The 24397-nt window shown below is 72.2% G+C and carries 18 protein-coding genes; 4 read left to right on the top strand and 14 right to left on the bottom strand.

Features of this window, described 5'->3' with window-relative positions:
- Positions 1 to 52 precede the first annotated feature (52 nt).
- The 3 genes from ACFO6Q_RS11840 (at position 53) to ACFO6Q_RS11830 (ending at position 3550) form a co-directional block, all read left to right on the top strand.
- Positions 53 to 1795 carry an Ig-like domain-containing protein gene (locus ACFO6Q_RS11840; RefSeq protein ID WP_380021254.1) on the top strand — a complete coding sequence of 581 codons (1743 nt, stop codon included), beginning with the start codon at positions 53 to 55 and terminating at the stop codon, positions 1793 to 1795.
- Between the two features lie 147 nt (positions 1796 to 1942).
- On the top strand, positions 1943 to 2398 hold the full coding sequence (locus ACFO6Q_RS11835; protein WP_380021252.1) for an LSm family protein: 456 nt from the start codon (positions 1943 to 1945) through the stop codon (positions 2396 to 2398).
- A 138-nt stretch (positions 2399 to 2536) separates the two neighbouring features.
- Positions 2537 to 3550, top strand: a complete 1014-nt coding sequence (locus ACFO6Q_RS11830; RefSeq protein WP_380021250.1) for a DUF2167 domain-containing protein — start codon at positions 2537 to 2539, stop codon at positions 3548 to 3550.
- 162 nt (positions 3551 to 3712) lie between these two features.
- Here ACFO6Q_RS11830 and mprF read toward each other — a convergent pair whose 3' ends face one another.
- The 14 genes from mprF to ACFO6Q_RS11760 all read right to left on the bottom strand — a co-directional run bounded on the left by mprF (position 3713) and on the right by ACFO6Q_RS11760 (position 19963).
- Positions 3713 to 6358, bottom strand: a complete 2646-nt coding sequence (mprF, locus tag ACFO6Q_RS11825; protein ID WP_380021248.1) for a bifunctional lysylphosphatidylglycerol flippase/synthetase MprF — start codon at positions 6356 to 6358, stop codon at positions 3713 to 3715.
- Between the two features lie 108 nt (positions 6359 to 6466).
- Positions 6467 to 7312: an alpha/beta fold hydrolase gene (locus tag ACFO6Q_RS11820; protein ID WP_380021246.1), complete on the bottom strand. Its 846-nt coding sequence runs from the start codon at positions 7310 to 7312 to the stop codon at positions 6467 to 6469.
- A gap of 86 nt (positions 7313 to 7398) precedes the next feature.
- Positions 7399 to 7515, bottom strand: coding sequence for a cytochrome bd-I oxidase subunit CydX (gene cydX, locus ACFO6Q_RS11815; protein WP_380021244.1), 117 nt, complete (start codon positions 7513 to 7515; stop codon positions 7399 to 7401).
- 123 nt (positions 7516 to 7638) lie between these two features.
- Positions 7639 to 8769, bottom strand: coding sequence for a cytochrome d ubiquinol oxidase subunit II (cydB, locus tag ACFO6Q_RS11810; protein ID WP_380021242.1), 1131 nt, complete (start codon positions 8767 to 8769; stop codon positions 7639 to 7641).
- Positions 8770 to 8783: 14 nt separating this feature from the next.
- Positions 8784 to 10340, bottom strand: a complete 1557-nt coding sequence (locus tag ACFO6Q_RS11805) for a cytochrome ubiquinol oxidase subunit I (RefSeq protein ID WP_380021240.1) — start codon at positions 10338 to 10340, stop codon at positions 8784 to 8786.
- Positions 10330 to 10548 carry a cytochrome oxidase putative small subunit CydP gene (gene cydP, locus ACFO6Q_RS11800; RefSeq protein ID WP_380021238.1) on the bottom strand — a complete coding sequence of 73 codons (219 nt, stop codon included), beginning with the start codon at positions 10546 to 10548 and terminating at the stop codon, positions 10330 to 10332. Before cydP ends, ACFO6Q_RS11805 begins: the two co-directional genes overlap by 11 nt.
- A 132-nt stretch (positions 10549 to 10680) precedes the next feature.
- Positions 10681 to 12171 carry an NHL repeat-containing protein gene (locus ACFO6Q_RS11795; protein ID WP_380021236.1) on the bottom strand — a complete coding sequence of 497 codons (1491 nt, stop codon included), beginning with the start codon at positions 12169 to 12171 and terminating at the stop codon, positions 10681 to 10683.
- Positions 12168 to 13007, bottom strand: a complete 840-nt coding sequence (locus ACFO6Q_RS11790; RefSeq protein ID WP_380021234.1) for a hypothetical protein — start codon at positions 13005 to 13007, stop codon at positions 12168 to 12170. Before ACFO6Q_RS11790 ends, ACFO6Q_RS11795 begins: the two co-directional genes overlap by 4 nt.
- 126 nt (positions 13008 to 13133) lie before the next feature.
- Complete coding sequence (locus ACFO6Q_RS11785) at positions 13134 to 15395, bottom strand: winged helix-turn-helix domain-containing protein (RefSeq protein WP_380021232.1); 2262 nt, start codon at positions 15393 to 15395, stop codon at positions 13134 to 13136.
- A gap of 60 nt (positions 15396 to 15455) precedes the next feature.
- Complete coding sequence (locus ACFO6Q_RS11780) at positions 15456 to 16016, bottom strand: aspartyl/asparaginyl beta-hydroxylase domain-containing protein (RefSeq protein ID WP_380021230.1); 561 nt, start codon at positions 16014 to 16016, stop codon at positions 15456 to 15458.
- A complete protein-coding gene (locus ACFO6Q_RS11775; RefSeq protein ID WP_380021228.1) occupies positions 15964 to 16644 on the bottom strand; it encodes a sulfotransferase family 2 domain-containing protein in 681 nt (226 codons plus the stop codon). Before ACFO6Q_RS11775 ends, ACFO6Q_RS11780 begins: the two co-directional genes overlap by 53 nt.
- Positions 16645 to 16661: 17 nt before the next feature.
- Positions 16662 to 17996, bottom strand: coding sequence for a Xaa-Pro dipeptidase (gene pepQ / locus ACFO6Q_RS11770; RefSeq protein ID WP_380021226.1), 1335 nt, complete (start codon positions 17994 to 17996; stop codon positions 16662 to 16664).
- A 156-nt stretch (positions 17997 to 18152) separates the two neighbouring features.
- Positions 18153 to 18689 carry a DUF3016 domain-containing protein gene (locus ACFO6Q_RS11765; RefSeq protein ID WP_380021224.1) on the bottom strand — a complete coding sequence of 179 codons (537 nt, stop codon included), beginning with the start codon at positions 18687 to 18689 and terminating at the stop codon, positions 18153 to 18155.
- A 101-nt stretch (positions 18690 to 18790) separates the two neighbouring features.
- The gene (locus tag ACFO6Q_RS11760; RefSeq protein ID WP_380021222.1) at positions 18791 to 19963 is read right to left on the bottom strand and encodes an FAD-dependent oxidoreductase; all 1173 of its coding nucleotides are present in this window, start codon (positions 19961 to 19963) and stop codon (positions 18791 to 18793) included.
- A 97-nt stretch (positions 19964 to 20060) separates the two neighbouring features.
- Here ACFO6Q_RS11760 and ACFO6Q_RS11755 point away from each other — a divergent pair, with 97 nt between their 5' ends.
- Positions 20061 to 24206 carry an ATP-binding protein gene (locus tag ACFO6Q_RS11755; RefSeq protein WP_380021220.1) on the top strand — a complete coding sequence of 1382 codons (4146 nt, stop codon included), beginning with the start codon at positions 20061 to 20063 and terminating at the stop codon, positions 24204 to 24206.
- Positions 24207 to 24397: the final 191 nt, after the last annotated feature.

Here is a 24397-nt window from a genome sequence, read left to right as displayed (position 1 = left end):
GCCCCTCCCGATTCCCTTCGTCTCCGCTTGCACACGCAACGAGAGGCGAACCATGAAAACCGATCTTCCGCATTCCTTTCTTCCGCAGCGCGCGCGTCCGAACCGTACGAGCCGGCGTGGTCTTCCTGCGTTCGTCGCCGCCGCACTCGCCGGCGCCTGCCTGCTCGCCGCCGCTCCGGCCGGAGCCGTGGACGTGCCGATCCCGAACGGCGATTTCTCCTCCGCCACCAACGTCGGCACGATCGGCGGCGGCCTGATCGGCGGCAGCGGCAGCGACGTCGCGATCGGCAGCAGCGGCCCGTGGACCGGCTCCTACTACGGTGCACTCGGCCTGCTGGCGCCGCCGGAACTGTCCATCGCCCAGGGCGAGGGCGCCACGATCGGTGGCCTGCTCGGCATCAACGTGCTCGGCCTGATCAACAACGGCGGCTTCTTCAGCCAGACCCTGCCGGTCGGCTACGAGGTCGGCAAGCGCTACACGATCCGCGCACGCGTCAGCGTCGCCGGCGTGCTCGATCTGGGCGTGCTCGGCAGCGGCAACGTCGGCCTCGCGCTGCGCGCCAACGGCACCACCCTGGCCTCGACCAAGACCGCCCCGCCGCAGCTGATCACGCTCGGCACCATCGGCGTCAACGAATACGAGGTGACGCTGCGCCACGACGTGATCGCGCCGGTCGACGGCAACATCGACGTCCAGCTGCTCGGCACGCCGTCGGGCCTGCTCACCGCCAGCCTGCTCGCCGCGGCGACGTACACGCACGTCTGGCTGGATGCCGGCGCGATCAATCCGGTGGCCGGCTCCGTCGTCGCCGTCGACGGCGCGACGCAGAGCGCAACGGTCGGTCAGCCGTTCCCGCAGCCGCTGACGGTCAAGGTGACCGACGCCGACGGCGACCCGGTACCGAACGTGGCCGTGCAGTTCGACGCGCCCGCCAGCGGCGCCGGCGCCGTCCTGTCGGCCAGCACCGTGCTGACCGGAGCGAACGGCGTCGCCTCGGCCACGGCGACCGCGAACACGGTGTCCGGCGGCTACACGATCAGCGTCAGCGTGACCGGCGTCGACACGCCGGCGACGTTCTCGCTGATCAACACCGCCGCGGAGCCGGTGGCGATCGACGCGGTCGGCCCGCAGGATGCGCAGAGCACCGACGTGGCGACGATGTTCGCCGAACCGCTGGTGGCCAAGGTCAGCGACGAGTTCGGCAATCCGGTCGAGGGCGCCGCGGTGACGTTCGCGACGCCGTCGGCGGGGGCGTCCGCGACCTTGTCGGCGAGCGAGGCGACGACCGATGCGAACGGCTTGGTCTCGGTCACCGCGATGGCCAACGCACTGCCGGGCAGCTACGTGGCCACGGCCAGTCTTGCCGGCGTCGCCGAGCCGATCGAGTTCGACCTGACCAACACCCTGCCGGGCGGCACCACGATCGACCAGGGCGGCGGCGGCCGGCAGACGGGCGAGGTCAACAGCGCCTTCCGCTGCGCGCTCGAAGTGGCGGTGGCGCGACCGGACGGCTCGCCCTATAGCGGCCTGCAGGTGCGCTTCGAGGCGCCGGCCACGGGCGCGTCGTCGACCCTGTCCGACGGCACCCACACCGGCACGTCGCTGACCGTGGTGACCGCGCCGGACGGCAAGGCGCGCGTGCAGGCGATCGCCAACGAGATCGAGGGCGACTACGAGGTGATCGCCGAACTGGTCGGCGCCGACGGCCTGCCGCCGGTCACGTTCGCGCTGCGCAACGTCGGTTCGCTGATCCACGCCGACGGCTTCGATTCGCCCTGCACGCCGTTCCAGTGACGTCGTGAAGGTCACCGCGCGACGTGCTCTCGTCGCGCAGTGATCGCGGTATCGAAATGCCCTTTCGATTTGTGCTTTGATTGTGCGGCCCGCACATCGGACTCCCGATGCGCGGGCCGACGCATTTCGGGGTGCAGGGGGTGTCAGATGGGCGGACGGATCGTGACGGCTCTCGCGCTGGCGCTGGTCGCCGCGGCCGCGGGTGCGGCGACGCTGGAAGAAGACGAGGCACGCATCGAGGCGCTGATCCGCGCCGAGCGCGCCGGGCTGGCCGGCAAGCCGGCCGCGCCGCCGCCGCCGGCGGTTCCGGCCGAGCCGCAGGCACCGGCCGCGGTGCCGGTGGTCGCCTCGGTCGTCGCGCCGCCGCCGACTCCGCACGACGAGTGGCTGGCAGCGCCGGCACGCGAGGCCGGCATGCCGTTCGCCGAACTCGCGCACAACATCGGCCGGCGCGTGGCGATCACCACGGCCGGCGAGCGCGTGCATCGCGGCGTGGTCGGGTCGGCCGACGCGCGGCAGGTGACCTTGCGCGTGAAGCGGCCCGGCGGCAACGCGACCTACACGCTGACGCGCAACCAGGTCCTGCGCGTCGACCTGCGCTAGACGCCCGATGATCTCGCGCCGAACCGCCTCGCGCCGACCGGCGCCGATCCTTCGTCCCCGCCGCTGCGGATCCGTCGCGGCGATCGCTGCCGCGTGCGGACTGCGCTGCACGGCCGGCACCGCGTTTCGAGGTTCCCGATGACGTCGCTGCTGCTGCTCTCCCTGGGCGGGCTGATCTACCTGTTCGCCGTCACGCGCGTCTGGCAGGCGAGCAAGGGGCTGGCGATCGGCATGCTGCTGCTGTCGCCGATCGGCCTGTACGTGCTGGTGCGCTACTGGAACGACAAGGACCTCGGCGTGCGCGTGCCGCTGATCGCGGCGATCGCGCTGTTCGGCGTGTCGTGGGCCTTGTTCGCACGCGACCTGCAGGAGCTGCAGCGCTACGCCGACGCCACCGCGGCGGTCGAAGGCGCGACGTCGCCGACGCCGGCCCGGACGCGCGGCGGCGACGCGCTCGACGACAAGCTGCGCCTGTCGATCGCGCTGGCCAAGCTGCAGCCGCGCGGCGGGCGCGTCGAGATCGCGCCGGCGGCGGCCGCGCTGGAGGTGCCGGCGCATTTCCGCTTCATCGACCGCGACAGCCTGCAGGCGCTGTACGAGGAAGTCGGCGGCGGCCTCAATCCGTCGAGTGTCGGATGGCTGGTGCACGAGAGCGTCGAGCTCGGCGCCGACGACGCCTGGTTCGTCGAGATCGAATGGCTCGGCGACGGCTACGTGCGCGAGAACGGCTTCGCCGCCCGCACGCGCGACCAGATGTTCGTCGACGCGCAGGACGCGCTGGCCCGGCTGTCGGAACGGCAGGGCGAGGGCGAGCCGGATTTCCGTCTCGTGCGCTACGTCGAGGTGCCCTCGTTCGACGTCGGCCGCGACAGTGCGACCTGGGTCGAGGAACTGGCCTACGAGGGCGACGAGGCGCACCGCCTCGACTGCTACGCGGCCAAGCTCGGCCGCCGCGGCATGCTGCTGTTCTCGGTCCTGGAGGTCGGCACGAAGCGGCAGGAGCTGTGCCTGCGCAGCGTGCGCCTGGCTGCCGGCCGCATCACCTTCGACCAGGGCCAGGCCTACGCCGACTACTCGCGCCTGTTCGACCGCAAGGCCAAGTACGATCTCGCCGCCGTCGTCAGCGGCGCGGCGGCGCTGCAGGAACCCTGAGCGACGCCGCTTCCAGGCAGTGCCGCGCAAGGCGATTTCCCGCACGGACGCCCAGGCACGGAATCAGGAATTTCCTTCCCGGCGTCTGCGCGTCCGTGCGAGAACCGGTTCTTCGTCGGTCGCGATCGCGGCGAGCGATACGGGCGATATCGATTCGAGCGGCTATCTTCCGCCGAACAGGAAGCGCCGGTAGCCGCCGGCGACCAGGGCGGCGATGTCGATCAGCAGGCCCGGCACCCACAGGCCGCGCGGGTAGGCCAGGTACGAGCCGGTCCACTGCGGCCCGAACTTCTCCTTGTAGCGGCGCAGACCCTGGTAGTTGTAGAAGCGTCCGCCGTACTGGAACGCCAGCGCGGCGAGTCGCTCGTTGATGCGCGCGTAGGGGTTGTCGCCCACCGCCGACAGCGGCGCCATGCCGAGGCTGAAGCTCTCGTAGCCGCGCTCCTTCGCCCACTGCATGACGCGGGCGAACAGGAAGTCCATCGTGCCGCGCGGCGCGCCATCGACGTGGCGCATCAGGTCCACGCTGGCGGTGCCGTTCGGGCCGTACGGCGGCAGCACGTTGGCGAAGGCGAGCAGCTCGCCGTCGCGGCGGACCAGGGCGAGCGGGCTCCAGGCGAAGTAGTCCGCGTCGAAGCGGCCGAGCGAGAAGCTCTTCTCGTGCGCGCCCTTGTCGGCCAGCCACGCGTCGGAGACGCGTTCGAGCTCGCTCATCAGCACGGTGTCGAACGGCGGATCGATCAGCTCGAAGGTCAGGCGTTCCTTGACCGAGCGGTTCACCGCCTGGCGCAGGTCCTCCCAGCGCTTGCCGGCCAGCGTGAATTCCTCCAGCCGGATGATGGCCAGCTCGCCGAGCTTGAACAGGTCGAAACCGAGGTCGTGGTACAGCGAAAGATCCGGCTCGAGGACCTCGTAGAACAGCGGCACGCGGTCCTGCGCGTCGGCGAACTGGCGGAAGTCGAGGATCGCACGCTTGATCGCGGCCTCCGGCCCGCACGGCGAGCCGAGCGCGACGAGGCGGTCGCGCACCGCGCCGTAGGCGACCACGGCGCGGCCCTTGCCGGGTCCGTGGTCGCCGGACCAGAACAGGTGCTTGTCGCCCATGAAGCTCAGGTGCGCGAACTCGCCGCCGCCGTGTTCGAGGTAGACCTCGCGCGCGCGTTCCAGCTCGGCGCGCTCGGGCGGCTTGAGCGGCGGCCGGCGCACCGAGAACGACTGCCAGATGAGATAGATCGCCAGGCCCAGCGCAGCGGCGAACAGGCCGCGCGCGAGCTTGGAGGAATGCTCGCCGATGCCGAAGTACCACAGGTCGAAGCTGTCGTCGCCGAGCACCGCGAGCATGCCGATGGCGAAGAAGGCGAGCACCACCACCAGCAGGCCGGCGAGCCAGGTGAAGGTGGTCAGCGAGGTCAGGCTCATGGCGCGCTGCGTGAACTCGCGCTTGCGCGCGCGCAGCAGCATCGCGATCGCGAGCAGGAACGCCGCCTCGCCGAAATGCAGGCCCTTGGTGATCGCCAGCGCGGCGGCGGCCACCAGGGTGATCGAGGCGAGCCGGTAGGCCACGCGCAGGCGGCCGTCGATGCCGCGGCCGAGGCCGAGCAGGAGCACGCCGGTGAGGATCGACAGCCAGTAGGAACTTTCCACCGCGGCGAGCGGCAGCACCTCGCGCACCACCTCGATGTGCTCGTGCACGCTGGGGATCGCGGCCGAGGCGAGCAGCACCAGGCCGGCGAAGAACGTCAGCACCGCCAGCACGCGGATGCCGAAGCCGGCGAGCAGGCTGGCCGGAAGACCGAGCAGGCCGAACAGCGGATGCGCGCGCAGCCGCCCGCTCGCGCGCGCGACCACCGGCAGGCGTTCGGCCAGCATGCCCGAGCCCAGGTACAGGCCGGCCAGCAGCGGCACCAGGTAGTAGGCGATGCGGAACAGGAACAGCGCCGACAGGACCGCGGCGCTCTCGTAGCCGTCGCTGGTCAGCGCCAGCAGCATCAGTCCGTCGAAGACGCCGAAGCCGCCGGGAATCAGGCTGAGCAGGCCCAGCGTCTGCGCCGCGGCGAAGCTGCCGAGCATCGGTCCCGGCTTGACGTGCACGCCGGTCACGTACAGGCAGGCGTACAGCACGGCGGCGGCGAGCAGCCAGTCGACGAACGACAGCAGCGCCAGGGTCAGCTTGAGCCGCAGCGGCGGCAGCGAGGTGCCCTGCGGCAGCCAGCGCATCAGGCGGCGGCGCGAGGTCAGCACGAAGAACGCCGGCAGGTACAGCGCCGCGGCGACCAGGATCGCCACCGCCAGCCAGCGCGTCGTCGCGCTCGGCGTGATCGGCGTCGAGCCGAGCGCCAGGGTGGCGACGATCAGCACCGACAGGCCCAGCGGCAGCGACAGCACCTGCAGCCCGATAAGCGCGGCGCTCGACGGCAGCGCGAGGCGGTGCGTCGACAGGCCGAGCAGGCGCACGCCCGAGCCGACCGCGCCGGACAGGTTCAGCGTGTTCGACAGCGCGTTCGCCACGAAGGCCAGGCGCAGCATCTCGCGCGCCGGTATCGGCAGGCCGAGCCAGCGCGCGATGGCGACGTCGATGAGTCCGGTGAAGGCGACCGCGAACAGCGCCAGCGCGGCGACGCCGAGCCCGGACAGGGTCGGCACCTCGAGCAGGGTGCGCTGCATCTCCTGCAGGTTGAACTCGCTGATGCCCAGCACCAGCAGCCAGCCGACCAGCGCGAGGAAGGCGATCGGCACCAGCCAGCGCAGGCGCGCGCGCCAGCCGTGCTTGGCGGCCGGCGCCGGATCGGGAGGGGTTTCGTCGCTCATTCGCGGGCGATCTTCCGTGACAGGCGGCGAAGTGTAGCGGCTTCGGAAAACGGTGTTCCGCCGGGTGCCGGTCGCCCTGCGAGGCGGCGCACCCGACGGCGCCGTCCGTCAGCGTCGCGCGGCGGCGTCGAGCAGTTCCTGCACGCTTTGCCGGTACTGCGGCATCCAGCGCGCCGGCACGCCGAAGCCGTGGCCGACCTTGGGCAGCATCACCGCTGCGGTGTCGGATTGGTCGGCGGCGAATTCCGGTGCGAACTTCGGATCGCAGACCTGGTCGCTCTCGCCCTGCACGATGCGCCAGCGCGCGTCCACCGCGTGCTTGTCGAACACCCAGCTCGGCGGCTGCTTCTGCCAGTGCGCGGTGAGGCCGCCGCGGCCGGGGCAGAACGACTTGCGGATCAGCAGGTCGGGGCAGAAGCCGATGCTGACGCCGCCGCCGAAGCGCGCGCCCGCATCGGCGGCGAGCGCGGCGTAGACCAGGGTCGCGCCGGAGGAATAGCCGAGCAGGACCGGCCGCGTGTCGAGCGGCAGGTTCAGGCGGCGCACGAGCTGGTCGGCCAGCCGGGCGAGCAGGCCGTCGGCGTCGCTGCAGGCCGCGGCGTCGCCGTCCAGGCCCTTCAGGAACTGCGGCGTGGAGAAGCCGGCGACCCAGTAGCCGAGCGCGGCGGCCTCGTGCGCCATGTCGGTGACGCCGCGGCTCCAGCCGCCGTCACCGGAGGCGAACAGCGCCAGCCCGCGCGCGGTGCCGGACGGACGGTACAGCGCCACTTCGCCGAAGCCGGCGACGTCGAGCCAGCGCTCGACCCGCGGATCGGGCGGCGGCGCGCGGCGCGCGGATCGGGACGCTGCCGGGGCATGACGCGCGTCCGCGCGCGGGGCGGCGGCGAGCGCGGCCGGAAGCAGGCACAGCGTCAGGAAGGCGACGACCACGCGGGCAGCAAGGCAGTGCGGCACGCGACCGCTCCGGCAGGAAGGCGCCGATACGCTAGCGCACGATCCGCGCGCCGTCACGAGGCCCGCACGCGGCGGCGCGCCGGACGCTATTGCTGCTCCTTCTCGCGCGCCTCGTCATCGGCGTGCAGCTCGAACCACATCGCGTTGAGGATCGCGAACGACAGCGCGAGGCCGAGGCCGAGGATCCAGCTGAAGTACCACATGTGTGCAAACCTCCGGTTTGCGGGAATCGGGCATGGAGAATCGGGAATCGGAAAGAAAGCACTCCGCATCAATTCGGAATGCTTTTTCGATTCTCCATTCCCGATTCCCCACTCCCGGCTTCTTCAATACATCCCATGCGACTGCCGGATGTGCTCCAGCGTCACGCGCCCGCGCAGCACGCGATAGACCCAGGCCGTGTAGGCGAGGATCAGCGGCAGGAAGATCGCGGTCGCCAGCAGCATCAGGCCGAGCGTGGTCCTGCTGCTGGAGGCGTCGTACACGGTCAGGCTGCTGCGCGGATCCAGGCTCGACGGCAGCAGGAACGGAAACAACGCGCAGCCGGCCGAAAGGATCGTGCCGGCGAGCGCGAGCGAACTGGCGACGAAGGCCGTCGCGTGGGCGCGTCGCGTCGCCAGCAGCGGCACGGCGAGCGCGGCGAGGATCGCCAGCGCGGCGGCGCCCCACGCCGGCGCCGCCAGCGGCCCGTCGAACCAGCTCGAGGTCAGGCCGGCGTCCTTGGCGAGCGGGTTGGAGGGGCCGTTGACCACGGCGTCCGGACCGAGCGTGTAGCCGGGCACGCCGAACACGAGCCAGACGCCCGCCGCCGCGTACAGCAGCACGAACGCCGGGGCGATCCAGCGCAGCACGCGCTCGGCGCGGCGCGCGATCGACTCGTCCGCCTTCACCGCCGCCCACGTCGCGCCGTGCATCAGCAGCATCGCCACGCAGACCAGGCCGACCAGCAGCGGGAACGGACGCAGCAGGCCGAGCAGGCCGCCTTCGTAGCTCATGCGCAGCGTCTGGTCGTAGCGGAACGGCACGCCGAGGAACAGGTTGCCGAAGGCGACCCCGAAGATCAGCGGCGGAACCAGCCCGGCGACGGTCAGGATCCAGTCCCAGCTTTCGCGCCAGCGCGGATCGCCGATCTTGTTGCGGAAGTTGAAGCCGACCGGCCGCACGATGAAGGCCAGCAGCACCACCAGCATGGCGAAATAGAAGCCCGAGAACGCGGCCGCGTACAGCAGCGGCCAGGCCGCGAACACGGCGCCGGCGCCGAGGATCAGCCAGACCTGGTTGCCTTCCCAGGTCGGCTCGATCGTTTCGAGCAGGGCGCGGCGCTCGTCGTCCTCGCGCGCGAGGACGCGCAGCAGCGCGGCGACGCCGAGATCGAAGCCGTCCATGATCGCGAAGCCGATCAGCAGGATGCCGAGCAGCAGCCACCAGATCAGGCGCAGGGTTTCGTATTCGAACACGGCCTCACCTCCGCTCAGTGGTACGCCGCCGCGGAAGCCGGCGGCCACATGCCCAGTCCGTCCGGTCCCTTGCGCGCGTACTTCAGCATCAGCATCGCGTCGAGCACCGCCAGCGCGGTGTAGAACGCGACGAAGCCGACCAGGCTGGTGGCGACCTGCGCCACCGACACCGACGACACGCCCAGCGCGGTCGGCAGCACGCCTTCGATCGCCCACGGCTGGCGGCCGTATTCGGCGACGATCCAGCCGAGCTCGGCGGCCAGCCACGGCAGCGGCAGGCTCCACAATGCGGCCTTGAGGTACCAGCGGTGGCGGTCGAGTTCGCGCCGCGCCGACAGCCAGAACGAGTACGCGAACAGGGCGATGAACCAGAATCCGCAGGCGACCATGATGCGGAACGACCAGAACAGCACCGGTACGTTCGGGATCGTGCTGTCGGCCGCCTTCTGGATGTCGGCGGCGGTCGCCTGCACCGGGTCGTCGAGGAATTTCTTCAGCAGCAGCGCGTAGCCGAGGTCGCCCTTGTGCGCCTCGAACTCGGCGCGCGCCTGCGCGTCGTCGCGGTTCGCGCGCAGCGCCAGCATCGCGCGATAGGCCTTGATGCCGTTGCCGATGCGTCGCTCGGCGTCGAGGACGAGCTGGTCGATGCCCGGCATCACGGTGTCGAGCGAGCGCGTGCCGATGATGCCCATCACCCACGGGACGTGGATCGCGAGGTGCGTCTTCCGCTCGGCCACGTCGGGAAATCCGAACGCGGTGAACGAGGCCGGCGCCGGCTCGGTCTTCCACATCGCCTCGATCGCGGCGAGCTTCATTTTCTGGTTTTCCGACACGGTGTAGCCGGATTCGTCACCGAGCACGACCACGCTGAGCGAGGCGGCCAGGCCGAAGCTCGCGGCGACCGTCATCGAGCGCTTGGCGAACTCGACGTTGCGGCCCCTCAGCAGGTACCAGGCGCTGATCGACAGCACGAACATCGCGCCGATCACGTAGCCGGCGCTGACCGTGTGCACGAACTTGGACTGCGCCACCGGATTGAAGACGACCTCGCTGAAGGAGGTGATCTCCATGCGCATCGTGTCGAGGTTGAACTGGCTGCCGACCGGGTTCTGCATCCACGCGTTGGCGATCAGGATCCACAGCGCCGAAAAGTTCGTCGCCAGCGCGAGCACGAAGGTCACCACCAGGTGCTTGACGCGCGAGAGGCGGTCCCAGCCGAAGAAGAACAGGCCGATGAAGGTCGCCTCGAGGAAGAACGCCATCAGGCCCTCGATCGCCAGCGGCGTGCCGAAGATGTCGCCGACGTAGTGCGAGTAGTACGCCCAGTTGGTGCCGAACTGGAATTCCATGGTCACGCCGGTGGCGACGCCCATGGCGAAGTTGATGCCGAACAGCACGCCCCAGAACTGCGTCATGCGCTTCCAGATCTCGCGCCCGGTCATCACGTAGACCGCTTCCATGATCGCCAGCATCCAGGCCAGGCCCATGGTCAGCGGCACGAACAGGAAGTGGTACAGGGCGGTCAGCGCGAACTGCAGGCGCGACAGCGCGACGACGGACTCATCGATCATGCGTGGCCTCGGCGGGAGCGGTGAGCAGGTGGTCCTCGACCGCCGCCGGCGCGGTGTCCGCGCGCGGCACCGGCCGGATGCAGAAGAACCAGAGCAGGGTCAGCGCGAGCAGCTTGAGCACGATGATCGCGGCGAACTCCAGACCGAAGCGCCGTCCGCCGCGGCCGCGGAACCAGGAGGGATCGGAGGAGCGCGACGAGGTGCTCACAATGTCACAAAGGTACCCCGAAGCGGACCGGTTGTCGTGTGACGCGGTGTCGCAATGCAAAAAAAGACGCGCGGCGAGGCCGCGCGTCGGGGTCGCCGCCGCGGGGAGGCGGCGGCGCAAGCGGGGCGGCCGTCAGCCGCCGTCGAAGCCGTCGGCGAAGATGCGGTCGGTGTCCGGATTGCCGAGCGTGCCGTCGAGTTCGAGGTTCTGCGCACGGATCGTCGTCGCGCCGTCAGCGCCGTCCTGCCAGGCGTACACCGCGCCGCCGCCGGCGCCGATCGTGCCGACGGTGCGGCCGGTGTAGCGCAGCGTCTTGATCGCCACGCTCTGCGCGTCCCAGGCGTAGCCGCCGTCGGCGTCGATGCGCGCCACGGTGACCGGCTGGTCGGCGGCCGGGATCGCGCCGGTGGTCCAGCCGCCGAGGAAGCCGCCCGGCGCCGGCAGCGCGGTCAGCTGCGAGATCGCGTGCGTGCCGTCGGTGGCGATGGTCATCGGCACCAGCTCCTTGCCGCTGTCGCCCCACTGGCGCTGGCCGCTCGCGTCGATGCGCTGGGCGTAGACGCCGTCGTAGATCTGCATGTCCTCGCGCTGGGCGGTGTCGACCCAGATCGCGTAGATGTCGCCGGTGCTGCGGTCGAATGCGGCGGCGGTGCCGACGTGGTCGTTGACGGTGTCGGTCGTGGCCAGCACGCCGTTCGGGTCGAGCATCGGCGCGCCGCTTGCGTCCAGCCGCTGCACGCGCGCGAAGAAGCGCACGCCGACGACGTCGTAGTCGTAGAACACGGCGCCGCCGTCGCCGGCGTCGATGAACCCGGGGAAGTAGCCCAGCTGCAGGCCGCCCTGGCCGAACACGCGTACGCCGCCGCTGCCCCACAGTTCGGCGCCGTCGCCGGCGGCCAGCTTCTGCGCGCGCAGCGTGCGTGCGGGGCCGGCCTGGTTCGACCACGACACGATCACGTTGCCTTCGTCGGACGGCTGGATGTCGGCCAGCAGGGCGAGGCCGTTCGGCGGATTCACCGCCACGCCGCCCTGCGCCCATTGCACGGATCCGTCGGCGGCGAGCTTCTGCACGCGCAGGAAATTCGGATCGACGCTCCAGGCGACCGCGACGGAGCCGTCGCTGGTCGCCGCCAGCTGGGCGGCGTAGGGCTTTTCGGCCGGCGCCGATACGGTGATGCCGTCGGCGCCCCAGTCCAGCGTGCCGTCGGGGGTGACCTTGCTGACCACGATGTGCTCGGCGTCGGAATTGTTCTCGCAGCAGTTGAAGCCGACGTAGGCGTTGCCGTCGGCGTCGACGACCAGGCCGTAGTCGTAGGTGAACTGGTACTGGCGCGTGGCGACGAGGACGCCGTCGTGCGGCCACTGCTCGTTGCCCTGCGCGTCGAGCTTCTGCAGATGCACGCTGAAGCCGTGCGCGATGTCGTCGAACCAGCTGACGTAATAGCCGCCGTCCGGCGCGGCGACGATCTTCGGCTGGGTCTGGTCGGAGTATTCGTCGGCGACGATCAGGTTGTCGCTGGGGTCGGCGGACCACTGCGCACGGCCGCAGGCGGGGCCGAGTGCGACGAGAGCGCCGAACACGGCGGCGGCGGGGCCGGCGTGACGCAACGGGGACGACTTCATGGCGTGATCTCCTGGCTGGGTGGGGTGCCCGAGGGGGCGGATGGATCGCAGAGGATGCGCACGTCCGGCGGCAGTTCGGCCACGAACGAATCGAAGCGCTGGCGGTGCAGGCCGTAGCCGCCGATGTGCCGCGCGTCCGGATCGACCGCCGTCGCGGCGAGCAGGGTCCAGCCGCGCGGCACCTCGACGCCGTGCGTGGCGAGGAAGGCGTCGAGCCGCTGCACGCCGGCCTGCGCGGTCCAGACGATCGCGCGGCGCTCGCCGCCGCTGCCGGCGTGGCCGACGCGCAGGGCGCCGTCGCGGCTGGCAGCGAGGTATTCGGCCGGCGGCTCCGCCGCGTCGGGTGCGGCGTGGCGCGCGCAGTGCGCGACGGGTTCGTCGAGCGCCGCGGCGCCGAGCCGTTGCACGCCGTCGGCGGCGCTCCAGCGGAACGCGGTGCGCGGGCCACCGTCGGCGCCGGCGACGCCGCGCAGTTCGCCGGCGTCGCTGATCGTGCGGCCGACGCTGGGCGCCGCGCCCTCGATCGCGTGGGCGACGTCGTCGGCGTCCCACCAGGTGGCGACCTCGCCGGCGTTGCGGTCCAGCGACGAGCCGGCGACGTAGCGGCCGGACGGCGAGACGCCGTGCACCGAGACGGCGTCCGGCAGCAGTCGCGCGCCGCCGTCCTGCCGCCAGCGGAAGCCGCCGCCGCGGGTGCCGGCCATGCTGCCGGCGGCGCTGCGGCCGTCGTCGGCGATCGCCGTCAGCTGGCTGCCGGGCAGGCCGAGCGCGACGAAGGCCGCCGGCGCCGGCAACGGAGCGAGCAGGGACAGGACGATGGCGAGGCGCCGGAACATGGCACCGACTCTCGGCGCGTTCGGCCGGCGCCGCATGAGCGCCGCCTGGCGTCGTCTTGAAAGCGCGCTGAGCGTTGCCTGACAGCGCGCTGAAAGCCCCGGCTTTCAGCCACTTGCGTCACGCGCCTAGAGCGGCGCGGCGGGGTCGCGCTGGCCGGCGAGCCGGCGCGCCTGCGCGTCGGCGTCGCGCGCCAGGCCGGCGTTGCCGAGCGCGCGGTACAGCACGGCGACCGCGTGCGCGGCGCGATAGTCGCGTCCGGCGTACGGCGCCAGCCGGCCGACCACGGTCGATGCCGGCTCCGGCTGCCGCTGCCGCACGAGATGGTCGGCGTAGGCGATGCCGGCCGCGACGACGGCCTCGGGAACGCCGCGGCGGTCGGCTTCGGCGAAGGCTTCGGCCAGCGCCGGCGTGGCGGCAGGATCGCCGCGCAGGGCCAGCTGCTGCGCGCGGCCGAGCCGCCGCGCCAGATCGAGGTCCAGGCGTGCCTCGCCGTCACCGTCGCGCTCGGCCTGCGCCAGCGCGCGGTCGAGCAGGGCCGGATCGCCGCCGCGCCGCGTCGCCGTCACGGCCAGCTGCACGGCGTCGCCGAGATTCGCGTCCGCCGATGCGGATGCCAGCGCTTCCAGCGTCGCGGTCGCGCGCTGCACGGCGCCGGCGACGTCGCCGCGTTCGAGCAGCAGGTGCGCGCGCAGGAAGCCGAACTCCGCGCCGTTCGCGCCGTCCCGCCCGCTCGCGTCGAGCACCGCCTGCGCCGCGTCCAGCTCGCCGCTGGCGAGCAGGGCGGCCACGCGCACCGCAGCGATGCGGCGCTTGAGCAGCGGATTCTCCAGCTGCGCCGACAGCTCCTGCGCGCGCGCGCTGGCGGCCAGCGCTTCGGCGTTGTCGAGCAGGGCCAGCTGCGCGTTGCTCTTGCCGAGCAGCGCGGCGGCGAGGTGGTCGCGCACGCCGAAGCGCGTGAACACCGCGATCGCGCGGTCGAAGGCCTGCACCGCGTCGCCGTAATGGCCGCGGCCGGCTTCGAGCAGGCCGAGGTTGACGTCGACGGAAGCCGCTTCGGTGCGGTCGCCGGCGCGCTCCAGCTCCACGCGCGCGCGGCCGAAATCCGCCAGCGCCTCGTCGAAGCGGCTGCGCGCCGAATGGGCCACGCCGCGTCCGCTGTAGGCGCTGCCGACGAGATCGGGCGGCGCCTCGCCCGATTCGGCCAGCACCGCGATGGCGTCCATGTAGCGCCGCTGCGCGGTGTCGAAATCGCCTTCGCGCACGGCCACCGCGCCCAGGCCCATCAGCGCCTGCGCGCGCACCGGCGACGACGCCGTCGAGGCCGCCAGCGGTCGGAACGCCTCGCTCGCCTCGCCCAGCCGGCCGGCACGGAAGGCGAGCTGGCCGATGCGCACGGCGACCTCCGGGGCGTGTCGCTGCGTTTCCGGCAGCGCCTCGATCAGCCGCCGCGCGCCGTCGAGATCGCCGGCCAGGATCGCCGCGTCGATGCGCTTGACCTGCACCGCCGCCGGCGAGGTGCCGTCGTCCGCCGCGTTGCGCACCGGCAGGCCGCGGCTGGCGAGGAAGCGGTCGAGCGCGATCGAGGCCGCCTCCAGCGGATTGGCCGCGCGCGCCTCGAAGCTGCGCACGCCGTCGTCATGGTAGACGTCCAGCAGCACGTTCCAGTCGCCGTGTTCGAAGGTCGCTGACGGCGCCAGCACGTAGCCGGCGCCGGTGGCGAGTTCGAGGCGGTGCAGGGCGCCGGCGTCGGTCGGATCGGTGTCCCGGCCGACCAGCAACAGGGTCTGCTCGCTCGGCAGCACCTGCAGGTGCGCACGCTCGCGCAGCTGCGTGGCGATGTAGTCCATCGCGCCGAGCCGCAGCCAGGCGCTCTCGGCGTCGCCGGCGTGGCGCACCGGCAGCACCAGCACGCCGTCGGCGGCGGCTGCCGCCGGAGCGGCAGGCCGGCGCAGCAGCCAGGCGCCGAGCGCGGCGGCCGCCAGCAGCAGGGCCAGTGCGGCGGCAATGCGCAGCAGGCGCGAACGCGACGGTGGCGAACGTGTCGTTGATGCGGCCGCCGCGGGCGCCGTGCACTCCTCGACCGGCAGGATCCAGCGGTAGCCGAAGCGCGGCACCGTGCGGATCGCGCGCTGCTCGTTGCCGGTGTCGCCGACCGCGCGGCGCGCGCGCAGCAGGGTCTGCGCGAGCAGGTCGTCGCTGACGTCGGTGCGCCCCCACACCGCGCTGATCAGCTCGTCGCGTCCGACCGCGCGCTCGCGGTGCTCGATCAGGTAGGCCAGGCAGTCGAACGACTTCGGCGGCAGCGCGATCAGCCGCTCGCCCTGCCACAGCTCGCGCGCGGCGGGAGCGAGGCGGAACGGGCCGAATCGAAGCTCGGGTGCGGTCATCGGCGCAGAGTAGCGCCGCGGCCGCGGCGCGGGTATCGGCGTCGCGCGTGCGCCGCCACGCTACTGGTCGACGTCGTAGTACTCGAAGATCAGGTGGATGCGCGGCGTGGTGCCGCCGTTGCGCACCGCGTGACGGCCGAGGTTGTTGACCTCGTAGGCCTGGCCGACCTCGAAGTGGTAGGTGTCCGGTTCGACGTAGAACGCGACGCCGGGATTGGTCAGGATCGGGATGTGGATCTTGTGCGGCCAGCGCGCGGCGGGATTGGCGTCCACGTGCGGATGGATGATGCCGTTCGGCGGCATCTTCGCCAGCATCACGCGCGGAAACGCGCCGTTGGCGTAGCCGTACGGCCTGGTCGCCTGCGCCAGCAGCGGCTCGATGCGCGATTTCCACTCCGGCCACAGCGGCGTCTCGTAGGACTGGCGCCAGTCCTCGAAGCTGGAGACGAAGCGGAAGATGATGTGCTGGGTCTGGTCGAGCGCGCCGAACTTGTTCGGCTTGGTCGCGTTCTCGCGCGCCCAGATCTCCTCCGGGATCGCCAGGATCTCGTCGCGGACGCCGCCGAGGTCAACCGGACCGAGGAATCTGACGGCTTTGGTCTTGCGCGGATTGGCGTGCATGCGGATCGAATCGGTAGTTGAACAGGGCCAGGTCGTCGCGGTAGAGCTGCGCCACCATGGCGACCAGCTCCTCGTCGTAGTACGCCGCGTACGGGCGATGCGAGGACGCGTTCACCCGCTCCAGCGGCGTGCTCGCCACGCCCAGGCGCGCGCAGATCGTATCGTACGACGCCTGCATCTCCTCGGTGCGGCCGACGTAGTCCATCAGCAGCGTTCCGTTGGCGTCGACCAGGAACTCGCACTGCGGGCGGAACAGGATGTGGTCGAACGGCCGCAGCTCGCGGATCACGTATTTCATGAAGGCGAGCGGCGCGCGCTCGAAATCGCCGGTATCGCGGCTGACGAAGGCGCAGTACGAGACGAAGCGGTCGAACGGATTGCGCACGAAGGCGAACTTGAAATAGCCGGCGAAGGTTTCCTCGCCGAGCACCGGCCGGATCTGCGCGGCGCTGATGTGGCCGTGCGGGACGTTCGCCAGCTCCGGGAACGGAAAGCGCTTGCGCACGAACAGGCCGACCTGCTCGAGATCGTCCGGGCCGAGGATCGTGCGCAGCGCCTGGCGCACGGAATGGGTGCCGGTCTTGGGGATCGCGACGAAGACGAAGCGGTGCCGGTGGGAGATGATCAAGGCGTCGCTTCCCGCGCTCAGGCCAGCGCCGCGAACGCGTCGCGCGTGAGGTTTTCCGGATCGCCCTCGGTGCACACGACGTCGTCCTCGATGCGCACGCCGCCGTAGCGGCGGAACGCGTCGACCCTGGCCCAGTCGACCTCCTTCGCCGCCGGCTGCTCCTTCAGCCTGGCCAGCAGCATGTCGATGAAGTACAGGCCGGGCTCGATCGTGACGACCATGCCGGGCTCGAGCACGCGCGTCATGCGCAGGTACGGATGGCCGGGCGGGCGCGCAATGGTGCCGCCGCTGTCGCTGGCCTGGAAGCCGGCGACGTCGTGCACCTGCAGGCCGATCGGATGGCCCAGGCCGTGCGGGAAGAACGTCGAGGTGACGCCCGCTTCGAGCGCGCTCTCGCCGCTCATGCGGATGAATCCGTGCTCCTTGAGGATGTCGCCGAGCACGCGGTGCGCGTGCAGGTGCAGTTCCGGATAGCTCTGCCCCGCGCGCACGCGGGCGCAGAAGCCCTGCTGCGCGGCGTCGACCGCGTCGACCAGCGCGCGGAACTCGCCGGCGGAGTCGGCCGCGTACGTGCGCGTGATGTCGGAGGCGTAGCCGTGGAAGCTGGCGCCGGCGTCGATCAGGAACGAGTGCGCCTGCGCCGGCGGCGCGTGCGCCAGATCCATGTAGTGCAGCACCGCCGCGTGCTCGTTCAGGCCGATGATGTTGCCGTACGGCAGGTCGTTGTCGGTCTGCCGCGCCGCTTCCATGTAGGCGATGTTGATGTCGAATTCCGAAGCGCCGGCGCGGAACGCGCGCTCGGCGGCGCGATGCGCGCGCGCGCCGATCTTGCTGGCCACGCGCATCATTGCCAGTTCGTACGGCGTCTTGTAGCTGCGCTGGTAGTGCAGGTAGTTCAGCACGTCGGGCGGGTTGTTCGGCGCGAAGCCGTCGAGCGCCGCGTTCGCCTCGCCGAGGATCGCGCAGCGCGCGGCGTCGCCGGGCAGCAGCGCGCGCGCCTCGTCCGCCTCGCGGATGATCGCGATGTCGAAGTGCTCGACCCAGTAGCCGGCGGGCGAATCGGGCACCACGTGCCAGTAGTCGTGCGGCTGCAGGTAGATCAGCTTCGGCTTGCGCCCCGGCGTGTGGACGATCCAGGAATCGGGCGCCTTGGTCGCCGGCAGCCAGTGCTTGAAATGCGGATTGACCGCGAACGGATACGGGCGGTCGTCGAGGAACTGGTTGGCCGGGCGCCCCGCGGCGACGACCAGGTGGTCGAAGCCGCCGCGCAGCAGCGCCTTGTCGGCGCGCGCCTGCAGCGTGCGGAGGTGGTCGGCGAACAGCGGATGCAGATCGGGATGTTGCGTGTCCATGGAAATCCTGGAGGCGGCGATTCCGGCCGGGGCCGGCGGCGCGACGGCGCGGGCGCGCATTGTGCGGCATCGCCCGCGATTCGCGAAGACGGGCGGCCGCGGCCCGTGCCGCCGCCGCGCCTTTTCCGCGCCGCCTTCCAGAACGAACGGCGCCGCCTAGCGCGACGCCGGAAACTCGCGCCGCAGCCACTCGTCGAGCATGCGCTTCTCGTAGCGCAGCGGATCGTCGTTGTCGATCGTGCCGCGGGTGAGATAACCCGGATCGGTCAGCTTGCGCTCGCCTTCGGCGAGCACCTTGCCGCTCGCGTCGGTGAGCTTGAAGCGCAGGTCGATGCGCGGCGGGTAGATGTCCTTGACCACGCGCACGTCGTTCCACTGCGGTCCGCGCCAGGGTTCGTACGAGCCGGCGCGCTTGATGTCGGTGAAGGTCACGGCCAGATGCTCGCCCGGCGGCAGCACGCCGCCAGCGCGGTTGCGCAGATGCCGCGCCAGCAGCGGCAGCCATTCCTCGGGCCGTTGCCGGCCGACGCTCGAGCCGGGGTTCTCGCGCACGTCGGCGAAGGCTTCCGGAGCGGTCCAGTCCACCTGCACGCGCGAATCGGCCGGGTCGCGGGGAACCGAGGCGCAGGCGCAAGCCAGCGAGAAGAACAGCCCGAGGACGAGCCAGCGGGCCGCGATGCCTGGAAGTTTCATGAGCCACCTCGCAGAAGGATGTATGGAGTACGTGCACCGCGCACTTGCCCATGGGACGGCGGCGCGCGAGCGATCGTCGCCGCCGTCCGTGTGCTGCGATGCTACCGCCACCAGCTGCGCTTGGCGCCGGCGAGGATCGTCAGCATCTGCCGCTTCGCCAGCGGCAGGCGCCCGAGCGGACCGAAGCAGGCGTCGCGCAGCGGCGCCAGCCACTGCGCGTCCGACTGGAACAGCGGGGTCAGCCGGCGGCTGAGGAACTGGTAGACCGCCACGTGCCGCGCGCGCCGCCGCAGGTAGTCGTTCCTTGCCGCGGCCGGATCCGCCTGCGCGGTGAGCGCGTCGGCGAGCGCTTGCGCGTCGAGCAGGGCCATGTTGACGCCCTGGCCGAGCTGCGGGCTCATGCCGTGGGCGGCATCGCCGATGTGCACGATCCGCCCGTGCCAAGGATCGCGCAGGACGACGTCGCGGTAGCGCGCGCGGTTGAGCCGGGCCGGATCGGCGAGGGTGTCGGTGCGTTCGGCCAGTTCCGGCCACAGCGCCGCGACGTCGCCGCGCAGGCGCTCCAGCGCCTGGCCGTCGAAGGCGTCGACGGCGGCGCCGGGGAGGCTGTAGTAGAACGTCAGCCAGCGCTGTGCGTCGCCGTCCTCGTGCGCGCCGACCGGAAGCACGCCGATCATCCGGCGCGTGCCGTCGTAGCGCTGGCGCAGCTCGGCCGCATGCGGCCAGCCGTCGGCCGGCAGCAGGCACCACATCGCGCCCCACGCATAAAGGCGGTCGCGCACGCGCGCGCCGCTGTGCGCGCGCAGGGCCGAATGGCTGCCGTCGGCGACCACGATCAGGTCGTACGGGCCGCGCGCGGCGCCGTCGGCGTCGAGCAGATGCCGTTCGTCCTGCGCGATCGCCGTGATGCGCACGCCGGTGCGGATCGCCGCCACCTCGCGGCAGCGTTCGTGCAGCAGCGAGAACAGCGCGTTGCGCGTCATGCCGAGGCCGAACGCGTCCGCGTCGAGATCGGCGTAGCGCATGTCCATCACCGCGCGGCCGGCGGCGTTCTCGCCGTGCAGGCGGCCGATGCGCGCGCCACGCGCCTGCGCCGCGGCGCCAAGGCCGAGCGCGTCGAGCACGCCCAGCCCGGTCGGCTGCAGCAGGAAGCCGGCGCCGACCGGGCGCAGCTGCGGGCTGCGCTCGAAGATCTCGATCGCGTGGCCGCCGCGCGCGAGGAACAGCGCGGCGGCCTGGCCGGCGGTGCCGTAGCCGACGATTCCGATCCTCATGTCCTCATGCGCCGTCTCCTTACCATCGCGCGACTGTAGCGGCGCACCGCGCGAGTCGTCACCGGCGGCGACGCGCCGTGGACCTGGCGCGCCTTCGATGTCACTGTTGCCGTTTTCCACCGGATCGGACCGCGCCACCGCGATGCGGCTGCCCAGGCTTTCTTCCCTCGCCCGACGGCTGGCGTCCGGCTGGATGCTCGCCGCCGGCCTGGCGCAGGCGGCGGTCCCGGAGCCGCGCTGGGTGCAGCAGCACTACGGGTCGGTCGACGGGCTGCCGGTCGACAGCGCCAGTTCCGCGCGCATCGATGTCGACGGATTCCTCTGGCTGGCCACGCACGACGGCCTGGCGCGTTTCGACGGCCGGCGCTTCGACGTGCACGATTCGATGCGCTTTCCGGCGATGTCCGGCAATCGCGTGCAGTCGCTGCACACCGACGCGCGCGGGCGCCTGTTCGCCTACACCGCGCACGGCGACTGGCTGGCCGTGCGTTCCGGCCGCATCGAGCGCGCCGACCTGGGCACGGCGCGGCCGCAGGCGGTGCGCCACGTCGACCCGGACAGCCTGTGCCTGACCACCGGGCAGGCCCTGCACTGCCCCGACGCGACGGGGGCGTTTCCCGTGCGCGTGATTTTCCCGGCCGGTGCGGAACCGGCGCTGGCGCTGCCGGCGCGCGGCGACGCAGCGTGGATGGTCACGATGTCCGGCGAGATCTGGTCCTATCGCGCCGGCACCTGGCAGCGGCTGTGGCAGCCGTCGCTGCGCGACAGCGTGAAGCCGCCGCATCTGGCGCTGGTGGATGCCGACGGCGCGCTGTGGTGCGCGACGCAGGGACGGTTGCTGCGCGTGACGGATACCGGCAGCGTCACGCATTGGCAGGACGACGACGCTCCGAGGGATCTTGCGCAGCTGCGCCGTGACGCCGACGGGGTGTGGATCGGCGCCGCGAACGGGCTCTATCTCGCCGACGCCGGCGGACCGCGGCGGATCTTCGCCACCGGCGAGCGGCTGGCGGGTTCCGGCTACCGCAGCTGGCGCGCCGCGGACGGCGCCGTGTGGATTGCCCGCGACGGCGATCTCTGGCGCTTCGAGCACAGGCCGGACGGCCGCGCGCTCGCGCCACCGGTGCTGAGCAGCAGCGGAGCGATCCTCGACCTGCTGTTCGGCGACGACGGAACGGTCTGGGTCATGACCCTGCGCGACGGCATCCATCGGCTCAATCGCGCGCGCGTGGAGCTGCTGGACGAGGCGATCGGCCTGGACGGCGGCAACATCTACGGCGTCGCGCGCGACGGCGACGGCACGATGTGGCTGGGCAGCCTGGGGCAGGGATTGCGCGCCGTCGACCGCGACGGGCGCGTGCATGCGTACGGCCGCGCCGAAGGCCTTCCCGGCGACAATCCCTGGCTGGTGGCGGCGGCGCCGGACGGCAGCATCTACGCCGGCACCTACGCACCCGGACTGTGGCGCCGCGCCGCGGGCGCGGCGCGCTTCGAGGCGATGGCGCTGCCGGACGAGCTGCTCGGCGAGCAGGTGCTGGCGATCCGCTTCGACGATTCGGGCCGCCTGCTGCTGGGCACGACCGCCGGCGCTTGGCGGCAGCAGCGCGACGCGTGGCAGCGCCTGTGGCCGCAGGCCGCGCAGCGCCTGCGCGTGAACGCGCTGGCCCTGTCCGAGGGCGGCGAGATCTGGTTCGGCGGTACCGGCGGCGTCTGGCGCATGAGTGGCGACGCCGTGCAGCCGGTGGCCGCCGCGCTGCTGTCGCACACCTCGGTGCGGGATCTGTACCGGTCCGGCGACGGCGCGCTGTGGATCAGCACCGAAGGCCGCGGCCTGGTGCGGGTGGCCGCCGACGATGCGGACGGCGCGGGCGCGATCCGCCTGGGGCGGGCCGAAGGATTGCCGTCGAACAGCCCGCACACGGTGCGCGAGGACACGCAGGGGCACCTGTGGGTGAACAGCAACCAGGGCATCTTCCGCATCAGCCGTCCCGACCTGCTCGAGCATCTCGCCGGCACGCGCCCGCGCCTGTCGCCGCTGGTGCTCGGCCTGTCCGACGGTCTTTCCGAACTGGAGGGCAACGGCGGCGTGCAGCCCGCCGCCGGGTTCGACGCGCAGGGCCGGCTGTGGTTTCCGTCGCAGCGCGGCATCGTCCGCTTCGATCCGCTGGCGATGCCGCTGCGGCAGCGCGCGCCGCTGGCGGTGATCGACGGCCTGGAGAGCGACGGCCGCGCGCTGGCCGGCGTCGGCGGCGCGGACCTGCCGATCGGCGTGCGCAACCTGCTCGTGCGCTACGGCGCCGCCGATCTGCACGCCGGCGCGCAGGTGCGCTTCCGCTATCGCCTGCTGCCGCTGGAGCAGGGCTGGACCGAGCTGCCCGATCACCGCGCCGCCGGTTTTTCCGGCCTGGCTCCCGGCCGCTATCGCTTCGAGCTGCTGGCCGGCAACAGCGACGGCATCTGGGCCGACGCGCCGACCGCGTTCGAGTTCCGCATTCCGCCGCGCTGGTACGAGACCGGCGTGTTCCGCTTCCTGCTGCTGGCGGCCGCCGGACTGCTGGTGCTGGCCGCGGTGCGCCTGCGCGTCGGGCGGCTGCGCCGGCGTGCGGTCGAGCTGGACCGGCAGGTGCGCCGGCGCACGGACGAGCTGCGCACCGAAAAGAGCCGTGTGGAAGCGGCCCTGTCGGAGCTGGCGCAGACCCACGCGGAACTGGCGCGCACGCACGGCGAGATCGAACACAGCAACCTGCGCCTGGCCGAGCAGGCGCAGCGGCTGGAGACATTGGACCGGTTCCGCTCGCGCCTGCTCGCCGACGTCAGCCACGAGCTGCGCACGCCGGTGATGCTGGTGTCGCTGCCGCTGCAGGAGCTGCGCGAGCGCGCCGCCGCGCTCGCGCCGGCCGATCGCGGACGGCTGGATCTGTCCTTGCGCCAGCTCGACCGCCTGCGCGGACTGGTCGAGCAGCTGGTCGGCCTGGTGCAGGCCGAATCCGGCCAGATGCGCCTGCGCCTGCGCCGGCTCGACCTGGCCGCGCTGCTGAGCGAGATCGTCGACGGCTACCGGCCGATGGCCGGCCGCGCCGGCGCCGAGCTGGCGCTGGAGGCCGAGGGGGGAGAGCGGACGCTGTTCGGCGATCGCGAATACCTGACCACCGTGTTCGGCAATCTCATCGACAACGCGATCAAGCACGCCCCGCCGGGCAGCCGCGTCACCGTGCGCCTGCACGGCAACGACGAGGACGCCGTGGTCGAGGTGCAGGACCAGGGGCCGGGCTTCGATCCCGCGCTCGCCACGCAGCTGTTCGAGCGCTTCTTCCGCGTCGCCGGCCCGCCGCGGCAGGGACGCGAGGGGCTCGGCATCGGCCTGGCGCTGGCGCGCGAGCTGGTCGAACTGCACGGCGGCCGCATCGCGGCGGCCAGCGCGCGCGGCGCCGGCGCGACGTTCCGCGTCGAGCTGCCGCTGGGCAGCGCGCACGTCGCGCTGGACGATCTGGCCCTGGCGGAGGCGCCGGTCGATGCGCCGCTGCCGGAACCCGGCCCGCGCGCCGACGGCAACGGCCGCGTGCTGCTGGTCGAGGACCATCCCGACCTTGCCGCGTATCTGGCCGAGCGCCTGGGCGAGCGCGTGCCGGTGGTCTGCGCCGGCAGCGCCGAGCAGGCGTGGCGCGCGCTGGCGGAGGACGCCGGCATCCGCCTGGTGGTCAGCGACGTGATGCTGCCCGGCGCCAGCGGCGTGGACCTGTGCCGGCGCCTGACCGAGGTGCCGGCGGCGCAGCGCCGGCCGGTGATCCTGATTTCCGCCAAGGCGGCCGACCGCGACCGCGAGGCCGGCCTGGCCGCCGGTGCGGCGGCCTACCTGGCCAAGCCGTTCGGCTTCGAGGCGCTGCTGGAGGCGATCGAGCGCGCCTGGCCGGCCGCCGCCGCGCGGCTGGCCGTGCCGCCGGCTGATGGCGCGGACGTCGATGCGCTGCTCGGCGTCGCGCTCGGCCGCATCGAGGCGTCCGATTTCTCCGTCGCCGACTGGGCCGCGCGGGCGCATCTGTCCGAGCGCCAGCTGCGCCGCCGCGTGCACGAGCTGACCGGCCAGTCGCCGCAGGCCTGGGTGCGCGAGCAGCGCCTGCTGCGCGTGCGCCACCTGCTGCGCAGCGGCGCGTGCCGCACCCTGGTCGAGGCCGGCGCACGCTGCGGGCTGGACAATCCCGCCTACCTCTACCGCAGCTACCGCGCGCGCTTCGGCGAGCACTGAGGCGTCCGGCAAATCCTTGATCCTGCGCGAATGTCCGCTCCGCACCGGGCAGGATGTCCGCTGCGTGCATGCCGGCGTCCGCTCAGGACATGGGCAGCCGCGCGGCGTTCGCCGACGATCGCGGCAGGCCCGTTGCCGTCCGTTTTTCCTGCGCGCCGCGCTGCGCGGACGGACCGCGCAAGGCCGATCAC

Origin of the sequence: Dokdonella ginsengisoli (genome assembly GCF_042652785.1) — a bacterium.
GTDB lineage: Bacteria > Pseudomonadota > Gammaproteobacteria > Xanthomonadales > Rhodanobacteraceae > Dokdonella_A > Dokdonella_A ginsengisoli.
This window is presented reverse-complemented; position numbering and strand designations above follow the sequence as displayed.